At 65.9% G+C, this 20,081-nt stretch carries 20 protein-coding genes; 8 read left to right on the top strand and 12 right to left on the bottom strand.

Going from position 1 to position 20,081, the window contains the following annotated elements; genetic code table 11:
• Positions 1 to 244 (bottom strand): IS110 family transposase (locus tag AC56LR_RS14700; protein WP_497131465.1); only part of this gene is annotated, 244 nt, incomplete at its 3' end.
• Positions 245 to 559: 315 nt separating this feature from the next.
• Complete coding sequence (locus AC56LR_RS14695) at positions 560 to 1,339, bottom strand: PEP-CTERM sorting domain-containing protein (protein ID WP_497131463.1); 780 nt, start codon at positions 1,337 to 1,339, stop codon at positions 560 to 562.
• 299 nt (positions 1,340 to 1,638) lie between these two features.
• On the opposite strand from AC56LR_RS14695, the gene AC56LR_RS14690 reads away from it, so the two are divergent.
• Positions 1,639 to 1,932, top strand: coding sequence for a hypothetical protein (locus AC56LR_RS14690; RefSeq protein ID WP_497131461.1), 294 nt, complete (start codon positions 1,639 to 1,641; stop codon positions 1,930 to 1,932).
• Positions 1,933 to 1,963: 31 nt separating this feature from the next.
• On the opposite strand, the gene AC56LR_RS14685 is transcribed toward AC56LR_RS14690, so the two are convergent.
• From AC56LR_RS14685 to AC56LR_RS14665, 5 genes are all read right to left on the bottom strand, one after another.
• Positions 1,964 to 4,255 (bottom strand): putative bifunctional diguanylate cyclase/phosphodiesterase, encoded by a 2,292-nt coding sequence (locus AC56LR_RS14685; protein ID WP_497131459.1) that lies wholly within the window; start codon positions 4,253 to 4,255, stop codon positions 1,964 to 1,966.
• 158 nt (positions 4,256 to 4,413) lie between these two features.
• A complete protein-coding gene (locus AC56LR_RS14680) occupies positions 4,414 to 5,115 on the bottom strand; it encodes an MBL fold metallo-hydrolase (protein WP_497131457.1) in 702 nt (233 codons plus the stop codon).
• A 64-nt stretch (positions 5,116 to 5,179) separates the two neighbouring features.
• On the bottom strand, positions 5,180 to 5,986 hold the full coding sequence (locus tag AC56LR_RS14675) for a TlpA family protein disulfide reductase (protein ID WP_497131456.1): 807 nt from the start codon (positions 5,984 to 5,986) through the stop codon (positions 5,180 to 5,182).
• 57 nt (positions 5,987 to 6,043) lie between these two features.
• Complete coding sequence (locus AC56LR_RS14670) at positions 6,044 to 7,375, bottom strand: hemolysin family protein (protein ID WP_497131454.1); 1,332 nt, start codon at positions 7,373 to 7,375, stop codon at positions 6,044 to 6,046.
• A 156-nt stretch (positions 7,376 to 7,531) separates the two neighbouring features.
• Entirely contained in the window at positions 7,532 to 7,774 is a 243-nt protein-coding gene (locus AC56LR_RS14665; RefSeq protein WP_497131452.1) for a hypothetical protein, read from the bottom strand.
• A gap of 167 nt (positions 7,775 to 7,941) precedes the next feature.
• Here AC56LR_RS14665 and AC56LR_RS14660 point away from each other — a divergent pair, with 167 nt between their 5' ends.
• Positions 7,942 to 8,496, top strand: coding sequence for a GNAT family N-acetyltransferase (locus AC56LR_RS14660; protein WP_497131451.1), 555 nt, complete (start codon positions 7,942 to 7,944; stop codon positions 8,494 to 8,496).
• 55 nt (positions 8,497 to 8,551) lie between these two features.
• On the opposite strand, the gene hmgA is transcribed toward AC56LR_RS14660, so the two are convergent.
• Positions 8,552 to 9,847 (bottom strand): homogentisate 1,2-dioxygenase, encoded by a 1,296-nt coding sequence (gene hmgA, locus AC56LR_RS14655; protein ID WP_497131449.1) that lies wholly within the window; start codon positions 9,845 to 9,847, stop codon positions 8,552 to 8,554.
• Between the two features lie 166 nt (positions 9,848 to 10,013).
• On the opposite strand from hmgA, the gene AC56LR_RS14650 reads away from it, so the two are divergent.
• From AC56LR_RS14650 to AC56LR_RS14635, 4 genes are all read left to right on the top strand, one after another.
• Positions 10,014 to 10,919 (top strand): LysR family transcriptional regulator, encoded by a 906-nt coding sequence (locus AC56LR_RS14650; protein WP_497131448.1) that lies wholly within the window; start codon positions 10,014 to 10,016, stop codon positions 10,917 to 10,919.
• 67 nt (positions 10,920 to 10,986) lie between these two features.
• Positions 10,987 to 12,069 (top strand): 4-hydroxyphenylpyruvate dioxygenase, encoded by a 1,083-nt coding sequence (gene hppD / locus AC56LR_RS14645; RefSeq protein WP_497131446.1) that lies wholly within the window; start codon positions 10,987 to 10,989, stop codon positions 12,067 to 12,069.
• 139 nt (positions 12,070 to 12,208) lie between these two features.
• Entirely contained in the window at positions 12,209 to 12,559 is a 351-nt protein-coding gene (locus AC56LR_RS14640; protein WP_497131444.1) for a CidA/LrgA family protein, read from the top strand.
• Positions 12,552 to 13,289 (top strand): LrgB family protein, encoded by a 738-nt coding sequence (locus AC56LR_RS14635; protein ID WP_497131442.1) that lies wholly within the window; start codon positions 12,552 to 12,554, stop codon positions 13,287 to 13,289. The genes AC56LR_RS14640 and AC56LR_RS14635 overlap by 8 nt, the downstream gene beginning before the upstream one ends.
• A 144-nt stretch (positions 13,290 to 13,433) precedes the next feature.
• Here the strand turns inward: AC56LR_RS14635 and AC56LR_RS14630 are convergent, their stop codons facing one another.
• Entirely contained in the window at positions 13,434 to 14,030 is a 597-nt protein-coding gene (locus AC56LR_RS14630; RefSeq protein ID WP_497131440.1) for a hemerythrin domain-containing protein, read from the bottom strand.
• A gap of 295 nt (positions 14,031 to 14,325) precedes the next feature.
• On the opposite strand from AC56LR_RS14630, the gene AC56LR_RS14625 reads away from it, so the two are divergent.
• Positions 14,326 to 15,273 carry a manganese catalase family protein gene (locus AC56LR_RS14625; protein ID WP_497131469.1) on the top strand — a complete coding sequence of 316 codons (948 nt, stop codon included), beginning with the start codon at positions 14,326 to 14,328 and terminating at the stop codon, positions 15,271 to 15,273.
• 60 nt (positions 15,274 to 15,333) lie between these two features.
• Positions 15,334 to 16,257, top strand: a complete 924-nt coding sequence (locus AC56LR_RS14620; RefSeq protein ID WP_497131438.1) for a ZIP family metal transporter — start codon at positions 15,334 to 15,336, stop codon at positions 16,255 to 16,257.
• A gap of 19 nt (positions 16,258 to 16,276) precedes the next feature.
• On the opposite strand, the gene AC56LR_RS14615 is transcribed toward AC56LR_RS14620, so the two are convergent.
• From AC56LR_RS14615 to AC56LR_RS14605, 3 genes are all read right to left on the bottom strand, one after another.
• Positions 16,277 to 17,527, bottom strand: a complete 1,251-nt coding sequence (locus AC56LR_RS14615; protein WP_497131436.1) for a lipopolysaccharide biosynthesis protein — start codon at positions 17,525 to 17,527, stop codon at positions 16,277 to 16,279.
• Positions 17,528 to 17,852: 325 nt separating this feature from the next.
• Positions 17,853 to 18,497 carry a dienelactone hydrolase family protein gene (locus AC56LR_RS14610; protein WP_497131435.1) on the bottom strand — a complete coding sequence of 215 codons (645 nt, stop codon included), beginning with the start codon at positions 18,495 to 18,497 and terminating at the stop codon, positions 17,853 to 17,855.
• A 143-nt stretch (positions 18,498 to 18,640) separates the two neighbouring features.
• The gene (locus AC56LR_RS14605; RefSeq protein WP_497131434.1) at positions 18,641 to 19,984 is read right to left on the bottom strand and encodes an MFS transporter; all 1,344 of its coding nucleotides are present in this window, start codon (positions 19,982 to 19,984) and stop codon (positions 18,641 to 18,643) included.
• Positions 19,985 to 20,081 lie beyond the last annotated feature (97 nt).

Here is a 20,081-nt window from a genome sequence, read left to right as displayed (position 1 = left end):
TGACTTTGAGACCTGCTTCATGCAGCTTCAATGCAAGCGCTTCGTAGTAAACCCCAGTCGCTTCCATGCAAACGTGCATGGCCGCCATATCGGCTTTCGACTTGCCGAGCCATTCCAGCAAATTGAGATGCCCTGCAGACGTATTGTCGAGCACCTTCGACTTCATCTTGCCGTTGACAAGTAAAGCAATGTCTACTTTTAACTTGCTTACATCAATACCGACGACTGACTGTGCCTCTTCCATTTTGAACCTTCCTCGTATGCAGGCTTACGCGCAATGCGATGGCCCAAGATACCGTTCGGACTTATAAAATGAAAACGGGCGAAGGCATCTATCTGACCCACGTGCTCAAGGCACTCAGTCTGAACGAAGTCACCTCACCCGGCCGCATCGCCTTCATTATCAGTCGGGGACTCGGTTTGTTCAATATATGAGGTCTGACATTCAGACACGGGCTCAACTGGGATAAGGCTGGGCTCGTGTCCGAAAGTCAGGACCTGACCCCGAAGTACGATGGTAGCGCAAGCAGCCGGCGAACGCCGCCCGGGGTTCGGCAGCTCAGGATTGCTTGCGCTTGTACGCGAACAGGCCGGCCAGTCCCGCCAGCATCAGTGCGATCGTGCCGGGTTCCGGCACGTCGGCCGCGACGGCGGCGGCGCCGAAGATGTTCAGGCGCGGCGAGAACGACGAGGTGCCGGCGGCGACGAAGTCGATGCTGAGCAGTTCACGATTCGAATCAAGCAGGAAACGGTAGCCGAACAAGGCCGGATCGTTGGCGTTTTCCATGTAGGACAGGTCGGACTTGACGCGGTCGAGTCCGTCGGCAAAATAATAGTCGTCGTCGGTGGCCGGGAAATCGTTGTACCAGTCGCTGACGACGGCGGTGCGGGTGGTGACCTTACCGTCGGCGTAGTGCAGGACCAGGGTCAGGAAGGAGGTGCCGCCGCCGGTCATCGCTGCGACGTGGATTTCCGAGTAGTGCTTGCCGCCCATCGCCAGGTTGACCGGGCCGGTGCCGGCGAATTGCAGCACGTTGTTCCCGTTCAGGTTCAGTCCGTAACCCATCTGCACTGCCGGACGGCTGCCGTTCGCGGCATACAGGCCGGAATCGGCCACGCCATTGCCGCTGCCTCCGGCGAGGGCGTTCGCCAGGCTCTGGGTCATGTAGACGAAGTTCCCGCCGGCGTCGTTGGCGTCGAGCGAGGTCTGGGTCGTGTCGCCGATGTTGCCGACGCCGTCTATGTTGTACACGGACGTGAGGTTGAGCTGGATGACTTCGGCGTGGGCGAGGGGAGCGAAGGCGCACAGGCCTGCGAGCATCAGTCGGAGCAGTTTCATTGGGATCCCTGGTAAGTGAAAGTGTTGTTGTATTTTTTTACTACTTTCATACCAGCAAAATTCGTGCCAATTTCGTAAGGGCCTGAATCCAATGAAGTTATTGTGCGGCATCGCGGTTATGGTCCAGCGCTTGTAAAGGATTTCGACACGGCAAGGAATGTGTCGTTTATGCAAGGTGGATGGACGGCGGCTTCGCGGTCGGCCGACGGCCCGCGCGTCCGGCAAGGATGGGCTACACTCGGCTGCTTGTCCTGCTGCCGCCGGATTGGCCGGCGCGGGCGCCTTGACGAGGTTTGAAGATGATCGATGAAGCAAGCAGGAGTGAGATAGCCGCCCTCGGACGCAAGGCGCACGACCTCACCGAATCCGCTTACCGCGCGCACGCGGCGACGCGCGGTGGCCCGGGCTGGTCCGACAAGCAGCGGATCCTGCTGGCCGACATGGCCTTGCACTTGCTGCAGACGGCGCTGCGGGAGGGCGAACTGCCCGCGGCCGAGCTCCGGCGCAACCTCTATGCGATCCTGACGATATCGGACCAGTTCGTTCCGGATGCCGGCCTGAAGGCGAGTGCCGACCGGTTGCAGCGGGAGTAGAGCCCGGCCGGCCAACGACGCGCGACGGCTCTCAAGCCGCTTTCGTCGCCAGTTGCACCAGCAGGTCGTCCAGCGGCGCAGGGCGCGAGAACAGGTAGCCCTGCATGCACGGGCTGCCGTTCTCGGCCAGGTACCGGGCCTGCTGCGCCGTCTCGATGCCCTCGGCCACCACGCGCAGGCCGAGGTGGTCGGCCATGGCCAGGATCGACTGCACGATCGCGGTGCCGTTGACGTCGTTCGGCGTGTCGCGGATGAAGCTCTTGTCGATCTTCAGTTCGTACAGCGGCATCTTCTTCAGGTAGGCCAGGTTCGAATAGCCGGTGCCGAAATCGTCGATCGAGAAGCGGATGCCCAGGGCGGCCAGTTCGTGCATGCGCGCGATGGTCTCCTCCAGGTCCTGCACCAGCAGGCCTTCGGTGACTTCGAAGATCAGCTGGCCGGCCGGGGCGCCGGTCTCGCGCAGGATGCTGCGCACGCCCTCGACGAAATCGGCCTGGCGGAACTGCGCCGGGCTGACGTTGATCGACAGCGGGATCGGGTGGCCGGCCGCTTCCAGGCGCAGCCAGGAGGTGCAGGCTTCGCGCAGCACCCAGTTCCCCAGCGGGACGATCAGGCCGCTCGATTCGGCGATCGGGATGAAGACGTCGGGCGGCACCAGCACGCCGTCGGCGCGGCGCCAGCGCATCAGGAGCTCGGCGCCGACCGCCTGCTCGCGGCTGTCGACCTGCAGTTGCAGGTGCATCGCCAGTTCGCCGTTCTCCAGCGCCGACGCCAGCTCGCGCTCGATGGTGAGCTTGCGCTCGGCCTCGGCCAGCATGTTGGTCTCGAACAGGGCCACGCCGTTGCGGCCGTCGGCCTTGGCCTGGTACATCGCGGTATCGGCTTCGCGCAGCAGGTCGTGGGCCGCGTGCCCCGGCACCAGCGGCAGCGCCACGCCGACGCTGCCGGTGCAGCGGTAGGCGTGTTCGTCGATGATGACTTCCTCGCCCAGCGCGGCCAGCACCTTGCCCGCCACGGCCAGTGCGGTGGCGGTGGCGGCCTCCGGGTCCTCGCCGAGGTCGCCCAGCAGGACGACGAATTCGTCGCCGCCCAGGCGCGCCACGGTATCGCGCTTGCGCACCACCGACCCGAGGCGCGAGGCGGCATGCCTGAGCAGGGCGTCGCCGGTGGCGTGGCCCCTGGCGTCGTTGACATACTTGAAGTTGTCCAGGTCGATGAACAGCACGGCGCCGAGCACGCCGCTGGCGTTGCGGGTGGCGACCAGGGTGTCCAGGCGCTCGGTCAGCAGGCGGCGGTTCGGCAGCCCGGTGAGCACGTCGTAGAAGGCGAGGCGGTGGATCTTCTTGTCGGAGTTGCGGCGCTCGGTGACGTCGCGTCCGACCGCGACCCAGTGGGTGTTGCGGCCGGCTTCGCTGGCGAAGGGCACCATCTCCACCTCGACCCAGAACGGCTCGCCCGACTTGGTATAGTTGATCAGCTCGGCGGTGACGGACTGGTTGCGCGACATCGCCTGCAGGATGCGGTCGAGCTCGCGGGGATCGGTGTCCGGGCCGTCCAGGATGCGCATGCTCCGGCCGAGGATTTCGTCGCGGCTGTAGCCGGTGCGGCGTTCGAAGGCCTCGTTGGCGAAGATGATCGGCTGGTGGGCGCCCGGCTCGTCGACCGCCTGGGCGATGATCACCAGGTCGTTCAGGCGCGCCACCGCGGCCGAGGTCAGGCGCAGCTCGGCGTTGAGCTCGTGCAGCTTGTCCTGCTTCGCTTCCAGCGATTCGGCGAAGCCGTGTACTTCGCCCAGGGTCTGCGACAGTCCCCTGAGCAGGGTGCCGCAGGTGATCGTGATGATCGCGCCCACGCACAGGTAGTTCAGGGTCACGATCAGCGAAGGCAGCAGGCTGCCGCCGACGAGGCCCTTGACCACCAGCTGGGCGTGGCCGGACAGCCCCAGGCCGAGGATGATGGCGGCGCTGAGGATGAGGCAGGCCAGCGCCTGGCGGGTGCCGAGCAGGATCACCGCCAGCACGGGCGGCGCCATGAGAAAGATCTGGCTGACGGCGCCCACGGTGACCATCAGGCCGATACCGACCATGAACATCACGGCGAGGAAATTGACGACACGTAGGGTGTAGGGCAGGCGGTCGTACCACCAGATCGCGAAAACCCAGGTCAGGGCGATCGAGTCCATGAGGGCGATCTCCCACATCCCCTGGGTCAGGGCCAGGGTGGCGCTGGGGACCGCGGCCACCGTGCCCAGCACGAGCACGGTCGACATCAGCGAGGCGAAGATCCGGAGGCGCCATTGCGCAATGTCGTAGAACTGTTTCATTCAGCGGGCCTGGTACGTATTGCTTTATGAAAAGTTACTTGCACGCACTACGTGTTGACTAAAGGAAAGATCATACCGTAACTACGGGTTCCTGTCATGCGACATGAGTAATGTGTTGTTTCTGGAGCGCCCGCTTGCGGGGCGGGCGAAATCGATGGTCAGGAGCTGTGGGCCAGGCCCAGGTTGCGGTTGGCCGGGACGGCGACGTCCATCAGTTTCGGGCGCGGCAGGTTCAACCCCGCCATCAGGGCGATGAAGTCAGGGCGCGAGCGCCCGGCCAGGCGCGCGTTGTGGCGCTTCTCCCAGCCGATCGACGACAGCGACTGGCCCTTGTAGTCGTGGCCCGGCCAGACCCGCGTGGCGTCGTCCAGCGTGAAGAGCTTGAGCGTGACGCTGTCGTACAGCGCGCCGGCGCTGCCGCCCTGGAAATCGGTGCGCCCGCAGCCATCCACCAGCAGGGTGTCGCCGGTGAACAGGTTGCCGCGCCACAGATAGCACATGCTGCCCGCCGTGTGGCCGGGCGTATGGATCACCGCGATGTGTTCGCGCTGCCCGAAGCGCAGCAGGTCGCCGTCCTCGAACTGCACCTGGGCCGGCCCGATGCCGCAGCCGCTCGGCACGCAGGCCGCGGCGCCGGTCAGGGCGCGCAGCTTGCCGGCCGAGGTGACGTGGTCGGCGTGGGCATGGGTTTCCAGCACGTGGGTGAGCGTAAGGCCGAGGCGCTCGATGTGGCCCAGGTCGCGCTGCCAATGGCGGTCGACCGGGTCGATGATCACCGCGTCGCGGTTGTCCGGCGAGGCCAGGATATAGGTGTAGGTGGACGACTCGGCGTCGAACAGCTGGATCGGTGTGGCTTGCATGTGCTCTCCTGGATGCGCGCTGTTGTACCACAGGCGCGTCCGCGGGGGAAGGAGGGACGGGGCTTTAGCGCCCCAGCGCCCCCAGCTTGTCGCGCAGGCTCGCCTCCGAGAGCTCGCCCGGATGCCTCGAATGCAGCATCCCGCGCGCATCGTAGAACAGCGTGGTCGGATAGCCGGGCGAGCCGGTACGCCTTGAGAGCTGCGCGGCCGGGTCGATCACCACGTTTGCCATCTTCAAGCCCTGGGCCGACAGGTACTGCCTGACGGTGGCGGCCGACTCGCCCTGGTTGACGAAGACGAAGGCCACGCCCGGATTGGCCTGCTGCGCGGCGCTCAGCGCCGGCATCTCGCGCCGGCAGGGCGGGCACCAGGTGGCCCACAGGTTGACCACCAGCGGCTTGCCCGCATAGCTGCGCAGCGCGACTTCGCTGCCATCCAGGCGCCGCACCATCAGGTCCGGCAAGGGCGCCTGCGGCGCCGCCGTGGCCCGGATGGCCAGGGTGCCGCCCAGCCAGACGGCGCCGCCCAGCAGGGTCGCCAGCAGCAGCGGACGGCGCAGATGCGCGTGGCGGCGGGTGAGTTCGGCGGCGATGGCGCAGGCCACGATCAGGCCGACGTTGCGGTCGAATCCGCCGTCGCGGATGTCGAGGACGGACCAGGGACTGGCCAGGAACAGGTCGTGGTGGCGCAGCACGAACACCGCGCGCGCCGCAAGGAAGCCGCCGATGATCATCTTCCACAGCAGCGGGCCGGCGTCCTGGCCATGGCGGCGGCGATACCATTCGGCGGCGCCGTTGGCCGCCAGGATCGCCGCCAGTACCAGCAGGGTGGCGACGGGAAGTACGGCCGGTCCGAGTTTGACGACGTCCACCGCAGTGCTCCCGCTGTTGAGTTGGCAGGAGCTTAGCGCAGAAGACTTAGCAGAGGATTAATCCAGCGCGGGTTCCGGGGCTGCCTGCGGCGGCTCGCGGCGCGACACCATGATGCGGTCGATGCGGTTGCCGTCCATGTCCATGACCTCGAAGCGGAAGCTGTCCCAGTCGACGACCTCGGCCGCCTTCGGGATGTAGCCGAGCTGGTAGAGCAGGAAGCCGGCCAGCGTGTGGTAGGCGCCGCTGTCTTCGCCCGGGAAGGCGGCGTTGGTCGCCAGCAGGTCGCGGAAGCGGTCGAGCGCCACGCCGCCGTCGAGCAGCCAGCTGCCGTCCTGGCGCTGCACCGCGTCGGCATCGTGCTCCTCGCCGCCCACCGCCACGTCGCCCACCAGCGCGCTCATGATGTCGGAGAGCGTCACCATGCCCTGGATGTCGCCGTATTCGTCGACGATCAGGGCCAGTTCGGCGCGGTTCTTCTTGAACATCTCGAGCAGCACCATGGCGCCCACGGTTTCCGGCACGTAGAGCAGCTCCTGCACCGCGCCGTCGATGTCGATCGCCTCGATCGAGCCGACCCGCACGGCCTGCGCGAGCAGGTCGCGCGCCAGCACATAGCCGAGGATGTGCGAGCGGTCGCCGCGGCAGACCGGGAAACGGCTGTAGGGCTGGGACACGATCGTCTGCAGGTTGGCGGCGCGGTCGTCTTCCAGGTCGAGGATCACCAGGTCCACCCGCGGCGTCATCAGGGATTTCAGGTGCTGGTCGTCCAGGCGCAGGGCGCGCGAGACGATGTCGTATTCGGTCTTCTCGAACACGCCGGTATCGGCGCCTTCCTTGATGATGCCGGCGATGTCTTCCTCGGTCGGCGCTTCTTCCCTGGCTTCGTGGATGCCGAGCAGGCGCACGATGGCATTGGTGCTCACGGCCAGGAATTTCACGAACGGCGACATCAGCACCGACAGCAGCCGCAGGGGTTCGGCGATCAGGGTGGCCACCATTTCCGGATAGGCCATGGCGATGCGCTTGGGGACCAGCTCCCCAAAAATGATCGAGGCCACCGTGATCGAGATGACCACCACGCCGAGCGCGACTTCTCGCGCGTACGGCGCCAGCGCCGGGACGGTCTCGATGTGGGGCGACAGGTGGCTGACCAGCGAGGCCTCGCCGAAGGCGCCGTTGAAAATGCTGATCAATGTGATCCCGACCTGCACGGTGGAGAGGAAGTGGCTCGGGTCGTCGGCCAGGCCGAGCGCGATGCGCGCCCCGCGGCTGCCGTCTTCGGCGCGCCGTTCCAGGCGTATGCGCTTGGCCGACACCAGCGCCAACTCGCTCATGGCGAACACCCCGTTCAGGAGAATCAGGACGGAGATGATCAGTATGTCGGTCAACACTGGCGCGCAGGCCTTTCGCGGGCAATCCGGGCCGTGTCCGGGCGCGCTGGGGTTGCGCAGGGCACATCATAACGTGCGCGAGGCCATGTGTGCCGCACAAACATGACAAATGAATAATTTGCTGTCAAAAGCCGCTTGGGGGCTTCACTGGAATCATGGCAAGCTCAAGTCCAGACTGAGCTTGCTGATCATGAAGAAGGTGACCAGTCCCAGGCCCAGGAGCGACAGCATGAAGACCGCGGCCGCCTTGCCGGCCGCACGCAGCACCGCGCGCTTCTCCTGTTCCCGATCCTGCTGCTTCTTCCCTTGATCGTAATGCCACTTGATGGCGAAGAACATGCCCGTGCCTAAGGCGAGCGCCTTGAACGTGCCGGCGGCGATAGGGAACCAATCCATGATGTTGAGTACTTCCAGGCGATTTGCCAATTGAGGGACGAGAACGGCCAGTTCCGGGGCATTCTACTGAAAAGCGATATGCAAGCATCAGGACATAATGTCCTAGTTGTATACTCTGCAAGATCACGATTCGCCGATGGGTCCGCAATCAGCGGTGGAATCGACCGGTGAACACCATTCAGACACTGAAGGATGCACTTCCCATGAATCACGCCTTGACGATTTCCGTGCCTCGCCTTCAGACAGACCGGCTGACGCTCCGGGAATACCGCGTCGAAGACTTCGAATTATTTGCAGATCATCTGTCGAATGCTGAAAGCTCGGCGCATCTGGGCTCGGCAGACCGTCAGAGCGCCTGGCGCATCTTCAACTCGCATGCTGGACTATGGCTCCTGAGCCGGGCTGGCTGGTGGTCGATTGAGGACCGGCTGACAGGTCAGCTGGTTGGCAGCGTCGGGGCGTTCTTCCGCTGCGACTCCACGGTGATGGAGATGGGATGGAATACCTATCGGGCATTCTGGGGAAAAGGAATTGCGAACGAAGCGGCGGCGGCAGTCCTGAAGCATGCGTTCGAGGTGCGGCGCGAGCCGAAGGTTCGGGCACTGATCGCGCCCGGCAATGAATCGTCGCGGCGTGTCGCCGAGCGCCTGGGAATGACCTACGAAATGAAAACTGAGCTCAACGGCAAGGAAATCGACAGTTACATGCGCGAGCCTGCCTGACGTCGACGACCGTCCGGACGCAATGGTGTCGTGCCCGATACCCGCACCCGGCGCGTCAAGGCTCGAGCCGGAAATTCTTGCGGATGCCGGCCCAGCACTGCTGGTAATCGGCCTGGCGCTGCGATGATGCGAGCGCATACGGCGTCGGCACGATCACGTTGCGGGTCTCGAACATGAAGGCCATGGTGTCCTTGACCTTGTGCGGCTGCGTGGTGTCGCCGTTCGTGGCCTTCTCGAAAGTGGCGGCGTCCGGCCCGTGCCCGCTCATGCAGTTGTGCAGGCTGGCGCCACCCGGGTTGAAGCCGTCGGCCTTGGCGTCGTAGGCGCCGTGGATCAGGCCCATGAATTCGCTGGCCACGTTGCGGTGGAACCAGGGCGGGCGGAAGGTGTCTTCGCCGGCCAGCCAGCGCGGCGGGAAGATCACGAAGTCCAGCGTCGACACGCCCGGGGTGTCGCTGGGCGCGTGCAGCACCAGGAAGATCGAGGGGTCCGGGTGGTCGTAGCTGATCGAGCCGATGGTATTGAAGTGGCGCAGGTCGTATTTATAGGGCGCGTAGTTGCCGTGCCAGGCGACGACGTCCAGCGGCGAGTGCTTGAGATCCGCGCGCCACAGGCCGCCGCAGAACTTGGCCACCAGTTCGAATTCGCCCTCCACGTCTTCGTAGCGGGCGACCGGCGCGAGGAAGTCGCGCGGGTTGGCCAGGCCGTTCGAGCCGATCGGGCCCATGTCGGGCAGCTGCAGGAGCGCGCCGAAGTTCTCGCAGATGTAGCCGCGCGCCTGGCCGTCGGGCAGGTCGACCTTGAAGCGTACGCCGCGCGGGATCACGGCGATTTCCTGCGGTTCGACCTCGAGCAATCCGAGCTCGGTATGGATGGCCAGGCGCCCGAGTTGCGGCACGATGAGCAGCTCGCCGTCGGCGCTGTAGAAATAGCGGCCTTCCATCGATTTGTTGGCGGCGTACAGGTGGATCGCGCAGCCGCTCATGGCTTCGGGCGAGCCGTTGCCGGCCATGGTGACCCAGCCTTCGATGAAATCGGTGGGCGCGCCGGGCATCGGCAGGGGGCTCCAGCGCAGCTGGTCGGGCGGCGCCGGGGTGTCGAAGCGGCTCACGATGCGGCCGGCCTCCATGGCCTGGAAGGCGCCGTGGACGGCGGCCGGGCGGATCCGGTACAGCCAGGAGCGGCGGTTGTGGCTGCGCGGCGCGGTGAAGGCGGTGCCGGAGATCTGCTCGGCGTACAGGCCATAGGCGACGCGCTGCGGCGAGTTGCGGTGCTGCGGCAGGGCCCCGGGCAGGGCCTCGGTCGCGAACTCGTTGCCGAAGCCTGACTGGTAGCCTGGGGTCTGGCTCATGCTGGAATCTCCTGGAATGCGTGGTAATGAGGTAACGCGGGCTACTGTAGAAGAATTCACTATACTTTACGAGATGAATAGCGAAATGTAGACTATTCACAGACTAAATACTGCTATTCCTGCGCGAGTCCCGCACCCACAATGCACGCCATGACGCCATGACGCCATGATCGAACCGCACGCCATCGACCTGAACCTGCTCTCGGTGTTCCAGGAAGTCTACCGGGAGCGCCAGATTTCCGCGGCCGCCAGGCGGCTGGGCCTGTCCCAGTCGGCGGTGAGCAATGCGCTGGCGCGGCTGCGGCGCGCCTTTGGGGACGAGCTGTTCGTGCGCACCGCCACCGGCATGCAGCCGACGCCGCTGGCAACACAGATGGCCGAGCCGATCGGGGTGGCGATGGCGCAGGTGGCGCTGGCCCTGAACCAGCGCAGCCGCTTCGATCCGGCCACCAGCAGCAGGCGCTTCGTGCTGGCGATGACGGACGTGGGCGAGATTTATTTCATGCCGGCCTTGATCGAACGCTGCCGCGTGCTGGCGCCGCTGGTGGAAATCAGCTCGGTGCGCGCGGGGGCGGCGGCACTGAAAGAAGACATGGAAGGCGGGCGGGTCGACCTGGCGATCGGCCCCTTCGAGGAGATTTCGGAAGCGCTCTACCAGCGCCAGCTGTTTCGCCAGCCCTATGTGACGATGTTCCGCAAGGGCCATCCGCTGGGCAAGGGCGCAATGACCCTGGAGCGGTTCGTGCGCGCCGAGCATGTGCTGGTGGCGTCGAGCGAAGGGCCGTACGAGCGCATCAACGCGCTGCTCGAGCGCGCCGGCGTGGGGCCTTCGGTGCGCTTCCGGGTACCGCATTTCACCGCGGTGCCCTATATCGTGGGCAGCAGTGACCTGGTGGTGACGGTGCCGCAGAAGCTGGCCGAGCGCGCCGCGGCCCCCTTCGGGCTGGAGTGGATGGTGCCGCCGCTCGAATTGCCGCCGCTGCAGACCAATGTGTTCTGGCACCGGCGCTACAGCCAGGACCCGGGCAACCAGTGGCTGCGTGGCCTGCTGGCGGAAGTATTTGCAGAATAGAGAACAAGCATGACCCGGCCGCACGAGACGGCGGCCGGCTTGATCAACGACATACAAGGAAACAACAATGGCAGACCTGTTTGAGAATCCCATGGGCCTGATGGGCTTCGAGTTCGTCGAGTTCGCGTCGCCGACGCCGGGCGTGCTGGAAGCGGTGTTCGCGCAGCTGGGCTTCACGAAAGTCGCGATGCACCGCTCGAAGCAAGTCACCTTGTACCGCCAGGGCGGCATCAACTTCATCATCAACAACGAGCCGAAGAGCTACGCCGCCTATTTCGCCGCCGAACACGGCCCCTCCGCCTGCGGCATGGCCTTCCGCGTGAAGGATGCGCACAAGGCCTACGCGCGCGCGCTGGAACTGGGCGCCCAGGCGGTCGAGATCCCGACCGGCCCGATGGAACTGCGCCTGCCGGCCATCAAGGGCATCGGCGGCGCGCCGCTCTACCTGATCGACCGCTTCGAAGACGGCAAGTCGATCTATGACATCGATTTCGAATTCATCGACGGCGTCGACCGCCACCCCGTGGGCCACGGCCTGTCGATCATCGACCACCTGACCCACAACGTCTACCGCGGCCGCATGGCCTTCTGGGCCAACTTCTACGAGAAGCTGTTCAACTTCCGCGAGATCCGCTACTTCGACATCAAGGGCGAGTACACCGGCCTGACCTCGAAGGCGATGACGGCGCCAGACGGCATGATCCGCATCCCGCTGAACGAAGAAGGCAAGGCGGGCGGCGGCCAGATCGAGGAATTCCTGATGCAGTTCAACGGCGAAGGCATCCAGCACATCGCGCTGCTGTCGGACGACCTGATGAAGACCGTCGATTCGCTGCGCGCCGCCGGCGTGCCGCTGATGGCCGCGCCGCCGGAAACCTATTACGAGATGCTGGAAGGCCGCATTCCGGGCCACGGCGAGAACGCCGACGAACTCAAATCGCGCGGCCTGCTGCTCGACGGCAGCGTCACGGACGGCAAGCCGCGCCTGCTGCTGCAGATCTTCTCGACCACCCAGCTGGGACCGGTGTTCTTCGAGTTCATCCAGCGCAAGGGCGACGACGGTTTCGGCGAGGGCAATTTCAAGGCGCTGTTCGAGTCGATCGAGCGCGACCAGGTGCGGCGTGGGGCGATCGCGGGGGCGCAAGCGTAAGCTGTAGGCGTTTCACCGAAGGTCAACTTGGGGCGAACAATGCCAGTGGCATTGCTCGCGCCTTCGCCGGGGCCCAATTCCCCACCACACCCCCGCAACTTCATTTTTGCTATCCTGAGCGCTTCCCCAAGGAGCGCCCATGCTGCCCGCATTCACCATCCTCCTGCTGTTCCAGTGCCTCGGCGAAGGCATCGTCTTCATGCTCGGCCTCCCGCTGCCCGGCCCCGTGGCCGGCATGCTGCTCCTGATGGCGGCGCTGGTCGCGTATCCACCCTTGCTCGAGACGGTGGAGCAGGGCGCCAACACCCTGCTCGCGCACCTGTCGCTGCTCTTCATTCCGGCCGGCGTGGGCATCGTCGCCACCGCCGCCAGCGGCAGCGGGCACTGGTTCGCGATCCTCGCCGCGCTGGTCGCCAGCACGGTGCTGGCCCTCGGCGTCACCGGCCTGCTGCTGCGCGGCCTGGACGGCGCGAAGGAACACGATGCCTGAATTCGCGGGCCTGAGCCACTTCTGGGTCTATCTCTCCGCTTCGCCGCTGCTGGGCCTGACCATGACGCTGTGCGCCTACCTGGCCGCGCAGCGCGTCTTTGCCTTTTTTGGGGGCTCGCCCCTGGCCAACCCGGTGGCGATCGCGATCGCCCTGATCGCGCTGGTGCTGTGGGGCTCGGGCATGTCCTACGGCCGTTATTTTGCCGGCGCCCAGTTCGTGCACTTCCTGCTGGGACCCGCGACGGTGGCGCTGGCGGTGCCGCTGGTGCGCCAGCTGCCGCGGCTGCGGCGCGCCTTCCTGCCGCTCGCCTGCGCGCTGGTCGCCGGCTGCGTGACGGCCATCGTGTCGGCGGTGGCGATCGCCGTGCTGCTCGGCGCCACGCCGGAGCTGGCGGCCACGCTCGGACCGAAGTCGGCCACCTCGCCGATCGCGATGGCGGTGTCCGAGCGCCTCGGCGGCATTCCGGCGCTCACGGCCGCCCTGGTGATCGGCACCGGCATCTTTGGCGCCATCGTCGCGCGCTATGTGTTCGACGCCTTGCGCATCACCTCGCCCGCGGCCTGCGGCTTCGCGCTGGGCCTGGCCGCCCATGGCGTGGGCACGGCGCGCGCCTTCCAGGTCAGTGCCGAGATGGGGGCATTTGCCGGACTGGCGATGGGATTGAATGGCGCCATGACGGCGTTGCTGGCGCCGTGGCTGGCGCCGCTGGTGATGCGCTGGCTGGCGTGACAGGTGCTGGCGGAGCGTCGCGGCGATGCAAAAGCTGCTTGGACGCGCGGGCAGCGCACGCGGTACGGCATGGCGCCGTATCGGGTGGAGCTGCCCACCCTACGGTGAGCGAGCAGCCCGGTAATCAGCAGCGCATTCGGCGCGTCAGGCTGGGTTGGATTTCCAGGACTTCTTCGGGCCAAATGCCTTGGCCGCGAACACGGCGCTGGCCAGGCCGACCAGCAGGGCGGTGCCGCTGCCGGCGAAGCCGACGGCATGGTTCTTGGCCAGCTTGCCGGCCTTCGGGCCCGCCAGCTGCAAGCGGCGCTGGGTCATCTGGGCGCCCAGCCCGGACAGCGCTTCCTTGCTCAGCATCGCTTCGGCATGCGGCAGCAGCGTGGTTTCCTCGTCGGCCACGTGGTGCATCACGTCGCGCATCAATTCCATGACGAGCTTGTCGTGGCGCGGATCGGAGCCGCTGGTGCGGCGCAGCTCGGCGATGAGGCGGCGCATCTCGTCGTGCTCGGGCTCGGCCTTGTGCACGAAGGGCTCGCCGGCGTCGCGCTGGCGCATGACTGGATAGAAGATTTCTTCTTCCAGCGTGGCGTGAATCTCGAGGGCGTCGCAGATGGTGTCGGCCAGGGCTTTCTTGACGCTCGGGCGCTTGTCCTTCTGGTACTGGTGGAAGGTGGCCATGACGTGCGAATGGTCGAAGCGGATCATGTTGATGATCGTCGGGCTCAGCTTATTAAGAGAAAACATTGTCGATCTCCTGTGGTCAGTCAACCAACATGGTAGTGCCCGGGCGCCCGACTTTACTGTAGGCGCGCGCGCCGTACCGGCGTCGGTGCAGGTCGCATGCGGCGGCCTGCTCGGGCGCACAGTCAAGATTTCTCGACCGACATTATCTTTACGTTTATTAACAGGATGTCACTCCAGTCCTACAGCCGCACGCGCCGACCCCTGATTACCTCGACCACGCATGCCTGCCAAGATGGATCATCCGGCTGCCGACCCCGGCGGCGGCCACGTGTTCAATCCACGGAGGACCAAGTTCATGTTTGCACATAACAAGCGTCTGCAATATACGGTCCGCGTCAGCGGCCCCAATCCAGGGCTGGCCAACCTGATGCTCGAGCAGTTCGGCGGACCGCAGGGCGAACTCGCCGCGGCGATGCGCTACTTCACCCAGGCCGTCTCCGAAGACGATCCGGGCCGCAAGGACATGCTGTTCGACATCGCCACCGAAGAGCTGAGCCACCTCGAAATCATCGGGCACATCGTCGCCATGCTCAACAAGGGCGCCAAGGGCCGCCTGTCCGAAGCGGTCGACAGCGAAGCCGAGATGTACAAGTCGATCACCGGCGCCGGCAACGACAGCCACATCACCCAGGTGCTGTACGGTGCCGGGACTCCGCTGACGAACTCGGCCGGCGTGCCATGGACGGCCGCCTACATCGACTCGATCACCGAGCCGACCGCCGACCTGCGTTCGAACATCGCGGCCGAAGCGCGCGCCAAGATCGTCTACGAGCGCCTGATCGCGCTCACCGACGACCCGGGCGTGAAAGAGGCGCTGGGCTTCCTCATGACGCGCGAAGTGGCGCACCAGAAGTCGTTCGAGAAGGCGCTGTACGCCATCGAGCCGAATTTCCCTCCGGGCAAAATGCCGGCCGATCCGCGCTTTGCCGGCGTCTACTACAACATGTCCCAGGGTCCGGGCGAGACCCGCGGCCCGTGGAACCAGGGCGCCGACTGGGACTTCGTCACCGACCGCGAGAAGCAGCAGGCGGTCGACGGCGGCTCGGGCGAGGCCGAGGTGGCCCTGCCGAGCGGCGACATCGACATCCTCAAGCAGATGGCGCTGCGCACCATGTCCGATCCGATGTCCTCGCCGCGCACCGGCGCCGAACTCGGTATGAGCATGCAGTCCGCCGCTGGTGGTACGATGGCTGGAACATCGGACAATGCCACGGGCAAACCGACGAAAGCAATGAAGAAGTAAGCCAGCGCCGCGCGGCATGGAGCGACAGCGCCGCCGCGCGGCCTTTTTCACGGGCATTGCATGAATTTTCGTACAGAGCACGCACACGGCAACAAGCTGTTTTCCGCACGCGCTTTCCTGCGCGCGCTGACCTTCCGCCACGTCGTCGGTTTCCTCGTTTGCGGCGTCGGCTGCGCCCTCCTGCTCGGCAGCATGGTCGAGCAGCTCATGACCGCCAATCCCAAGATGCACCGCGCACTGATCGGCGGCGCGACCGCCGCCGCCGCCACTGCGCTGGGCACCCTGCCGGTCTTGCTCGCACAGAATTTCTCGAAACGCACGTACGACTGCTTCCTCGGTTTCGGCGCCGGCGTCATGCTGGGCGCGACCGCGTTTTCGCTGATCATCCCGGCACTGGCCGCGGCCAAGTCGGCCGGCGCCGGCAACTGGGAGGCCAGCCTGATGGCCGGCGCCGGTATCATGGCCGGGGCCGGCGCGATCCTGCTGCTGGGCCGCGCGGTGCACGTCGAGGGCATCCTCGAACAGGGCGAAGAAGGCGTGTCGCTGCGCCGCGCCTGGCTGTTCGTCTGGGCGGTGGCGCTGCACAACCTGCCGGAAGGCCTGGCCATCGGCGTGGCCCATGCCGGCATCGACCTCGAAAAAGCGCATGCCCTGACCACCGGCATCTCGATCCAGGACGTGCCCGAAGGGCTGGTGGTGGCGCTCGCCCTGCGCACGGTCGGCTACGGCCGCCTGACGGCGGTGGGCCTGGGCGTGGCGTCCGGACTGATCGAGCCGGTCGCGGCGGCGTTCGGCGTGGCTCTGATCGGCATTGCCGCCGGCATGCTGCCCTTCGCCCTGGCGGCCGCGGGCGGCGCCATGCTGTTCGTGATCGTCAACGACGTGGTGCCCGAGTCGCGCCAGAGCGGCAACGGGACCTGGGCCAGTATCGCCCTCGTGTTCGGGTTCATCCTGATGACGGTGCTCGATACGGCACTGTCCTAGCGCCTGGCGGTTCCGAGGCTCAGGCGGCGGCCCGCCGGGGCAGCGAGCACTGGTGCGACATGAACAGATACACCAGGTACAACACCGAGCGGCCGATGGTGTAGGCAAGCAGGCTTTCGTGCAGCGACAGCGGCGCGAGGAACACCAGCAGGGTCATCGCGAACAGCACGACCTGCCACACCAGTTCCACTTTCTGTTTGCCCGCGATGAAGAAGACATAGCTCAGCGGGCTGGCAATGAAATTCAGGAAGCACAGCGGCGCCAGCAGGCGCGCCAGCTCGCCCGCCTGGCGCCAGGCGGCGCCGAAGACCCAGTCGAACAACTGGGGCGCAAACAGGAACAGCACCAGCGCCGGTCCCAGCGCCAGGCCCAGCAAGGCCTTGAAGGTCGCGCGGTAAATGTCGCGGCAATTGCCCACGGCCTCGAATTCGTGCACGGCTTCGCGCTTGAACACATCCAGGACCGAGACCGCGATCAGGGCGGTCGGTGCGCTGATCACGCGCTGGGCCAGCGCGAACAGGCCTGCGGCGAGGGCGCCATGGTGGATGCCGATCATGAACAGGGGCAATTGGCCGACCAGGGTGTTGAGCAGGCTCGAGGGCAAGGAAAAGCGCCAGAAGGCCTGGTGCTTGCGCAGGTAGCCGCGCTGTTCCAGGTCGAGTGCGAGTTTCAGGTCCGCCCTTGGGGGCGCCAGCAGCAGGCGCGCCGCCAGCAGGCCGCTGCCCAGGCCGATCAACTGGCCCGCCATCAGCGCGGTACTGTTCAGGCCGGCGTACAGCAGCAGCAGTTGCGCCAGTGCGATGGTGCCGGCCTGTAGCACCTTGGCTTTGGCGGCCTTGGCGAACAGGTTGTGCGAGGCTGCATAGGCCAGCGAAGTCTGCACGGTGGCGGTGAGCCAGGTGCCCAGGCCGATCGTGAGCAGCTCGAACCAGGACATCGCGCACACCACAGGCAGCCCGAGGGCGCGCGCGGCCAGCGCGAACACCGTCATCATGAGGGCCAGCAGGGTGGCCGAATAGGCGACCACGCCGAAACACAGGCGCTGCTGCTCCTTGCCGTGGTCCAACACCATGGCGGCTTCCAGGCGCAGCGTGGCGACGATCGAGGCCACCGCGATCACGCCCAGCCAGACGCTGAAGGCGCCCATTTCGGCCGGTGTGCACATGCGGGTGAGCAGCGGGGCGACCAGCAGCGGCACGGCCTGGGCGCCGGTCGACCCGGCCAGTACCGTGGCGACGTTTTTCCAGAAGCCCGACCGTGGCATGCTCATGAAGGCACCGTCCGCATATGCTTTCCGGCAAACATCACCGGCGCAAGCCCTGGGCGGCGGCAGCGCATCGCCGCGTCGTCTCCGTATTCGATGTCGTGGAAAGTTTGTGATGACGCATTAACAACCCGGACTGTTTGTGAGGACGCAAAGCCACGTCATCAGGCATGCGCGGCGCCGCTTGCTTCGGCGACATGGCCGCACGCGTAATCAGCCTTGTCAGGCTGCCACCACATGCTAGCGTGCGCTGCCGCGCGGCCTTTGTCCGGATCCAATGTGGCGTGTAAATTCGTGTAAATCCGTATGCTCGCCGGCTCCGGGGCGCAGCTCACGGCCTGCCCAGATGGCGCAGGAACCAGTCCCGGGCCAGATGCGCCACCTCCTCGAGTTTGCCCGCTTCTTCGAACAGGTGGGTGGCGCCGGGCACGATCGCCAGCTCCTTCTCGCAGCGCAAGGCGGCCAGTGCCGCGCGGTTCAGCGTGACGACCACGCCGTCGTCGCCGCCCACGATGAGCAGGGTGGGCGCCAGCACCGCCGCCAGCGCGTCCGGGCCAGCCAGGTCGGGACGGCCGCCGCGCGACACCACGGCGCCTATGCCGCCGCCGGCACGCGCGGCCAGCCGCAGCGCGGCGGCGGCGCCGGTGCTGGCGCCGAACAGGCCGAGCCGCAGGGATGCCGTGAGCGGCGCGGACGCCAGCCATGCGGCGCCGGCGTCCAGGCGATCGGTCAGCAGGCCGATGTCGAAGCGGCGTTCGGGGATGCCTTCTTCGGCGGGGGTAAGCAGGTCGAGCAGCAGGGTGCCGATGCCGGCCTCGCGCAAATGCGCGGCGACCTGGTTGTTACGTGGACTGAAGCGGCTGCTGCCGCTGCCATGGGCGAACAGGACAAGGCCGGTGGGCATCGGCGGCAGCTCGAGCATGCCTTCCATCACGGCGGCTTCTGCCGCGATCCTGACCAGGGAATGGTGCGTCATGGCATTCACCTCGGAGCGAATGTGGATTTGACTGCGCAGGGAGGGGAAAATTCGGGGAAAAATGCGGGGAATGCGTGGGTGGAGCGGTGAAGCACCGCGGGGCGGGCGGCAGCGCCGTCCACCCCACGGGTATTGCGGGACGATTAGTCCTTGATCTCGAGCTTCCGGTTCAGGCTCAGCGCCGCCAGCGAGCCGACCGCACCCGACAGCAAATACAGGCTCACATAGCCCAGGCCATAGTGCGCCGACAGGCCCAGGGCGACCAGCGGAGCGAAGGCCGCGCCGACCAGCCAGGCCAGGTCGGAGGTGAGGGCCGCGCCGGTGTAGCGGTATTGCTGCTTGAAGTTCGAGGTCACGGCGCCGGCAGCCTGGCCGTACGACAGGCCCAGCAGCGTGAAGCCGACCAGGATGAAGATGTTCTGGCCGGTTTCGCCGCCATCCATCAGGCTCGGCACGAAGGCCGAAAACAGCGCGATCAGCGCCGCCAGCGTGCCCAGGGTGGTGCGGCGGCCGACCTTGTCGGCGATATAGCCGGATGCCAGGATGGCCAGCGCGGCCAGCACGGCGCCCCACATCTGGATATGCAGGAACTCGTTCATCGGACGGGTGTCGTAGAGCTGGATCCAGGACAGCGGGAACACGGTGACCAGGTGGAACAGCGCATAGCTGGCCAGGGCGGCGAGGGCGCCGATGGCGATGTTGCTGCCTTGCGACTTGACCAGCTCGCCGACCGGCGCCGGATCGAGTTCATGGGAATCGAGCAGGCGCGAGTATTCGCTGGTGGACACCAGGCGCAATCTAGCGAACAGCGCGACCACGTTGATCATGAAGGCGCAGAAGAAGGGATAGCGCCAGCCCCAGACCAGGAAATCGTCCTGCGACAGGTTGGTGAGCAGGAAGGCGAACAGGCCGGCGGCGATCAGGAAGCCGATCGGGGCGGCGAGCTGGCCCAGCATGGCGTACCAGCCGCGCTTGTGCTCGGGGGCCGACAGCGCCAGCAGCGAAGGCAGTCCGTCCCAGGAACCGCCCTGGGCCACGCCCTGGCCGATGCGCATGAGCGACAGCACCACGATCGACGCCGCGCCGATCTGGCCGTAGGTCGGGATGAACGCAATAACAACAGTGCAGGTGCCCATGAGGAAGAGGGCAATGGTCAGCTTGATCTCGCGGCTATAGCGCTTCTGGATCTCCATGAACAGGATGGTGCCGATCGGGCGCGCGATGAATGCGAACGCGAAAACCGTAAATGAGTATAGTGTGGCATCGAGCCGGTCAGCCCACGGGAAAAACACCGCCGGGAAAACCAGCACCGACGCGATGGCGTAGACGAAGAATTCGAAATATTCCGAGGCCCGGCCAATGACCACGCCGACCGCGATGTCGGCCGGGTGGATTTCACCGTCCCGGGCATTGATGTTGCGGGCACCGCTGGTGGGGTGGCTGATGGGAGCGGCGCCTGCGCCGCCGTACTGGGTCGAGCTTTGCATATCTTCTCCTGATTCCTGAATCTGATTCTTTGTTCTTGTTGCTGATCTCTACCCGGCCCGAGGGGTCAATATTTACCGCAATGCATTTATTGCAATA

The organism is Telluria sp. ZT3P39, assembly GCF_059685935.1.
The sequence above is the reverse complement of the archived record's forward strand: the minus strand, read 5'-3'. Positions and strand labels throughout refer to the sequence as shown.

Coding starts and splice junctions, on each gene's coding strand:
- hppD (WP_497131446.1), top strand. CDS start 10,987: ATGGCAGACCTGTTTGAGAATCCCATGGGCCTGATGGGCTTCGAGTTC.
- AC56LR_RS14615 (WP_497131436.1), bottom strand. CDS start 17,527: ATGAGCATGCCACGGTCGGGCTTCTGGAAAAACGTCGCCACGGTACTG.
- hmgA (WP_497131449.1), bottom strand. CDS start 9,847: ATGAGCCAGACCCCAGGCTACCAGTCAGGCTTCGGCAACGAGTTCGCG.
- AC56LR_RS14650 (WP_497131448.1), top strand. CDS start 10,014: ATGATCGAACCGCACGCCATCGACCTGAACCTGCTCTCGGTGTTCCAG.
- AC56LR_RS14695 (WP_497131463.1), bottom strand. CDS start 1,339: ATGAAACTGCTCCGACTGATGCTCGCAGGCCTGTGCGCCTTCGCTCCC.
- AC56LR_RS14685 (WP_497131459.1), bottom strand. CDS start 4,255: ATGAAACAGTTCTACGACATTGCGCAATGGCGCCTCCGGATCTTCGCC.
- AC56LR_RS14605 (WP_497131434.1), bottom strand. CDS start 19,984: ATGCAAAGCTCGACCCAGTACGGCGGCGCAGGCGCCGCTCCCATCAGC.
- AC56LR_RS14620 (WP_497131438.1), top strand. CDS start 15,334: ATGAATTTTCGTACAGAGCACGCACACGGCAACAAGCTGTTTTCCGCA.
- AC56LR_RS14630 (WP_497131440.1), bottom strand. CDS start 14,030: ATGTTTTCTCTTAATAAGCTGAGCCCGACGATCATCAACATGATCCGC.
- AC56LR_RS14625 (WP_497131469.1), top strand. CDS start 14,326: ATGTTTGCACATAACAAGCGTCTGCAATATACGGTCCGCGTCAGCGGC.
- AC56LR_RS14635 (WP_497131442.1), top strand. CDS start 12,552: ATGCCTGAATTCGCGGGCCTGAGCCACTTCTGGGTCTATCTCTCCGCT.
- AC56LR_RS14640 (WP_497131444.1), top strand. CDS start 12,209: ATGCTGCCCGCATTCACCATCCTCCTGCTGTTCCAGTGCCTCGGCGAA.
- AC56LR_RS14690 (WP_497131461.1), top strand. CDS start 1,639: ATGATCGATGAAGCAAGCAGGAGTGAGATAGCCGCCCTCGGACGCAAG.
- AC56LR_RS14665 (WP_497131452.1), bottom strand. CDS start 7,774: ATGGATTGGTTCCCTATCGCCGCCGGCACGTTCAAGGCGCTCGCCTTA.
- AC56LR_RS14680 (WP_497131457.1), bottom strand. CDS start 5,115: ATGCAAGCCACACCGATCCAGCTGTTCGACGCCGAGTCGTCCACCTAC.
- AC56LR_RS14610 (WP_497131435.1), bottom strand. CDS start 18,497: ATGACGCACCATTCCCTGGTCAGGATCGCGGCAGAAGCCGCCGTGATG.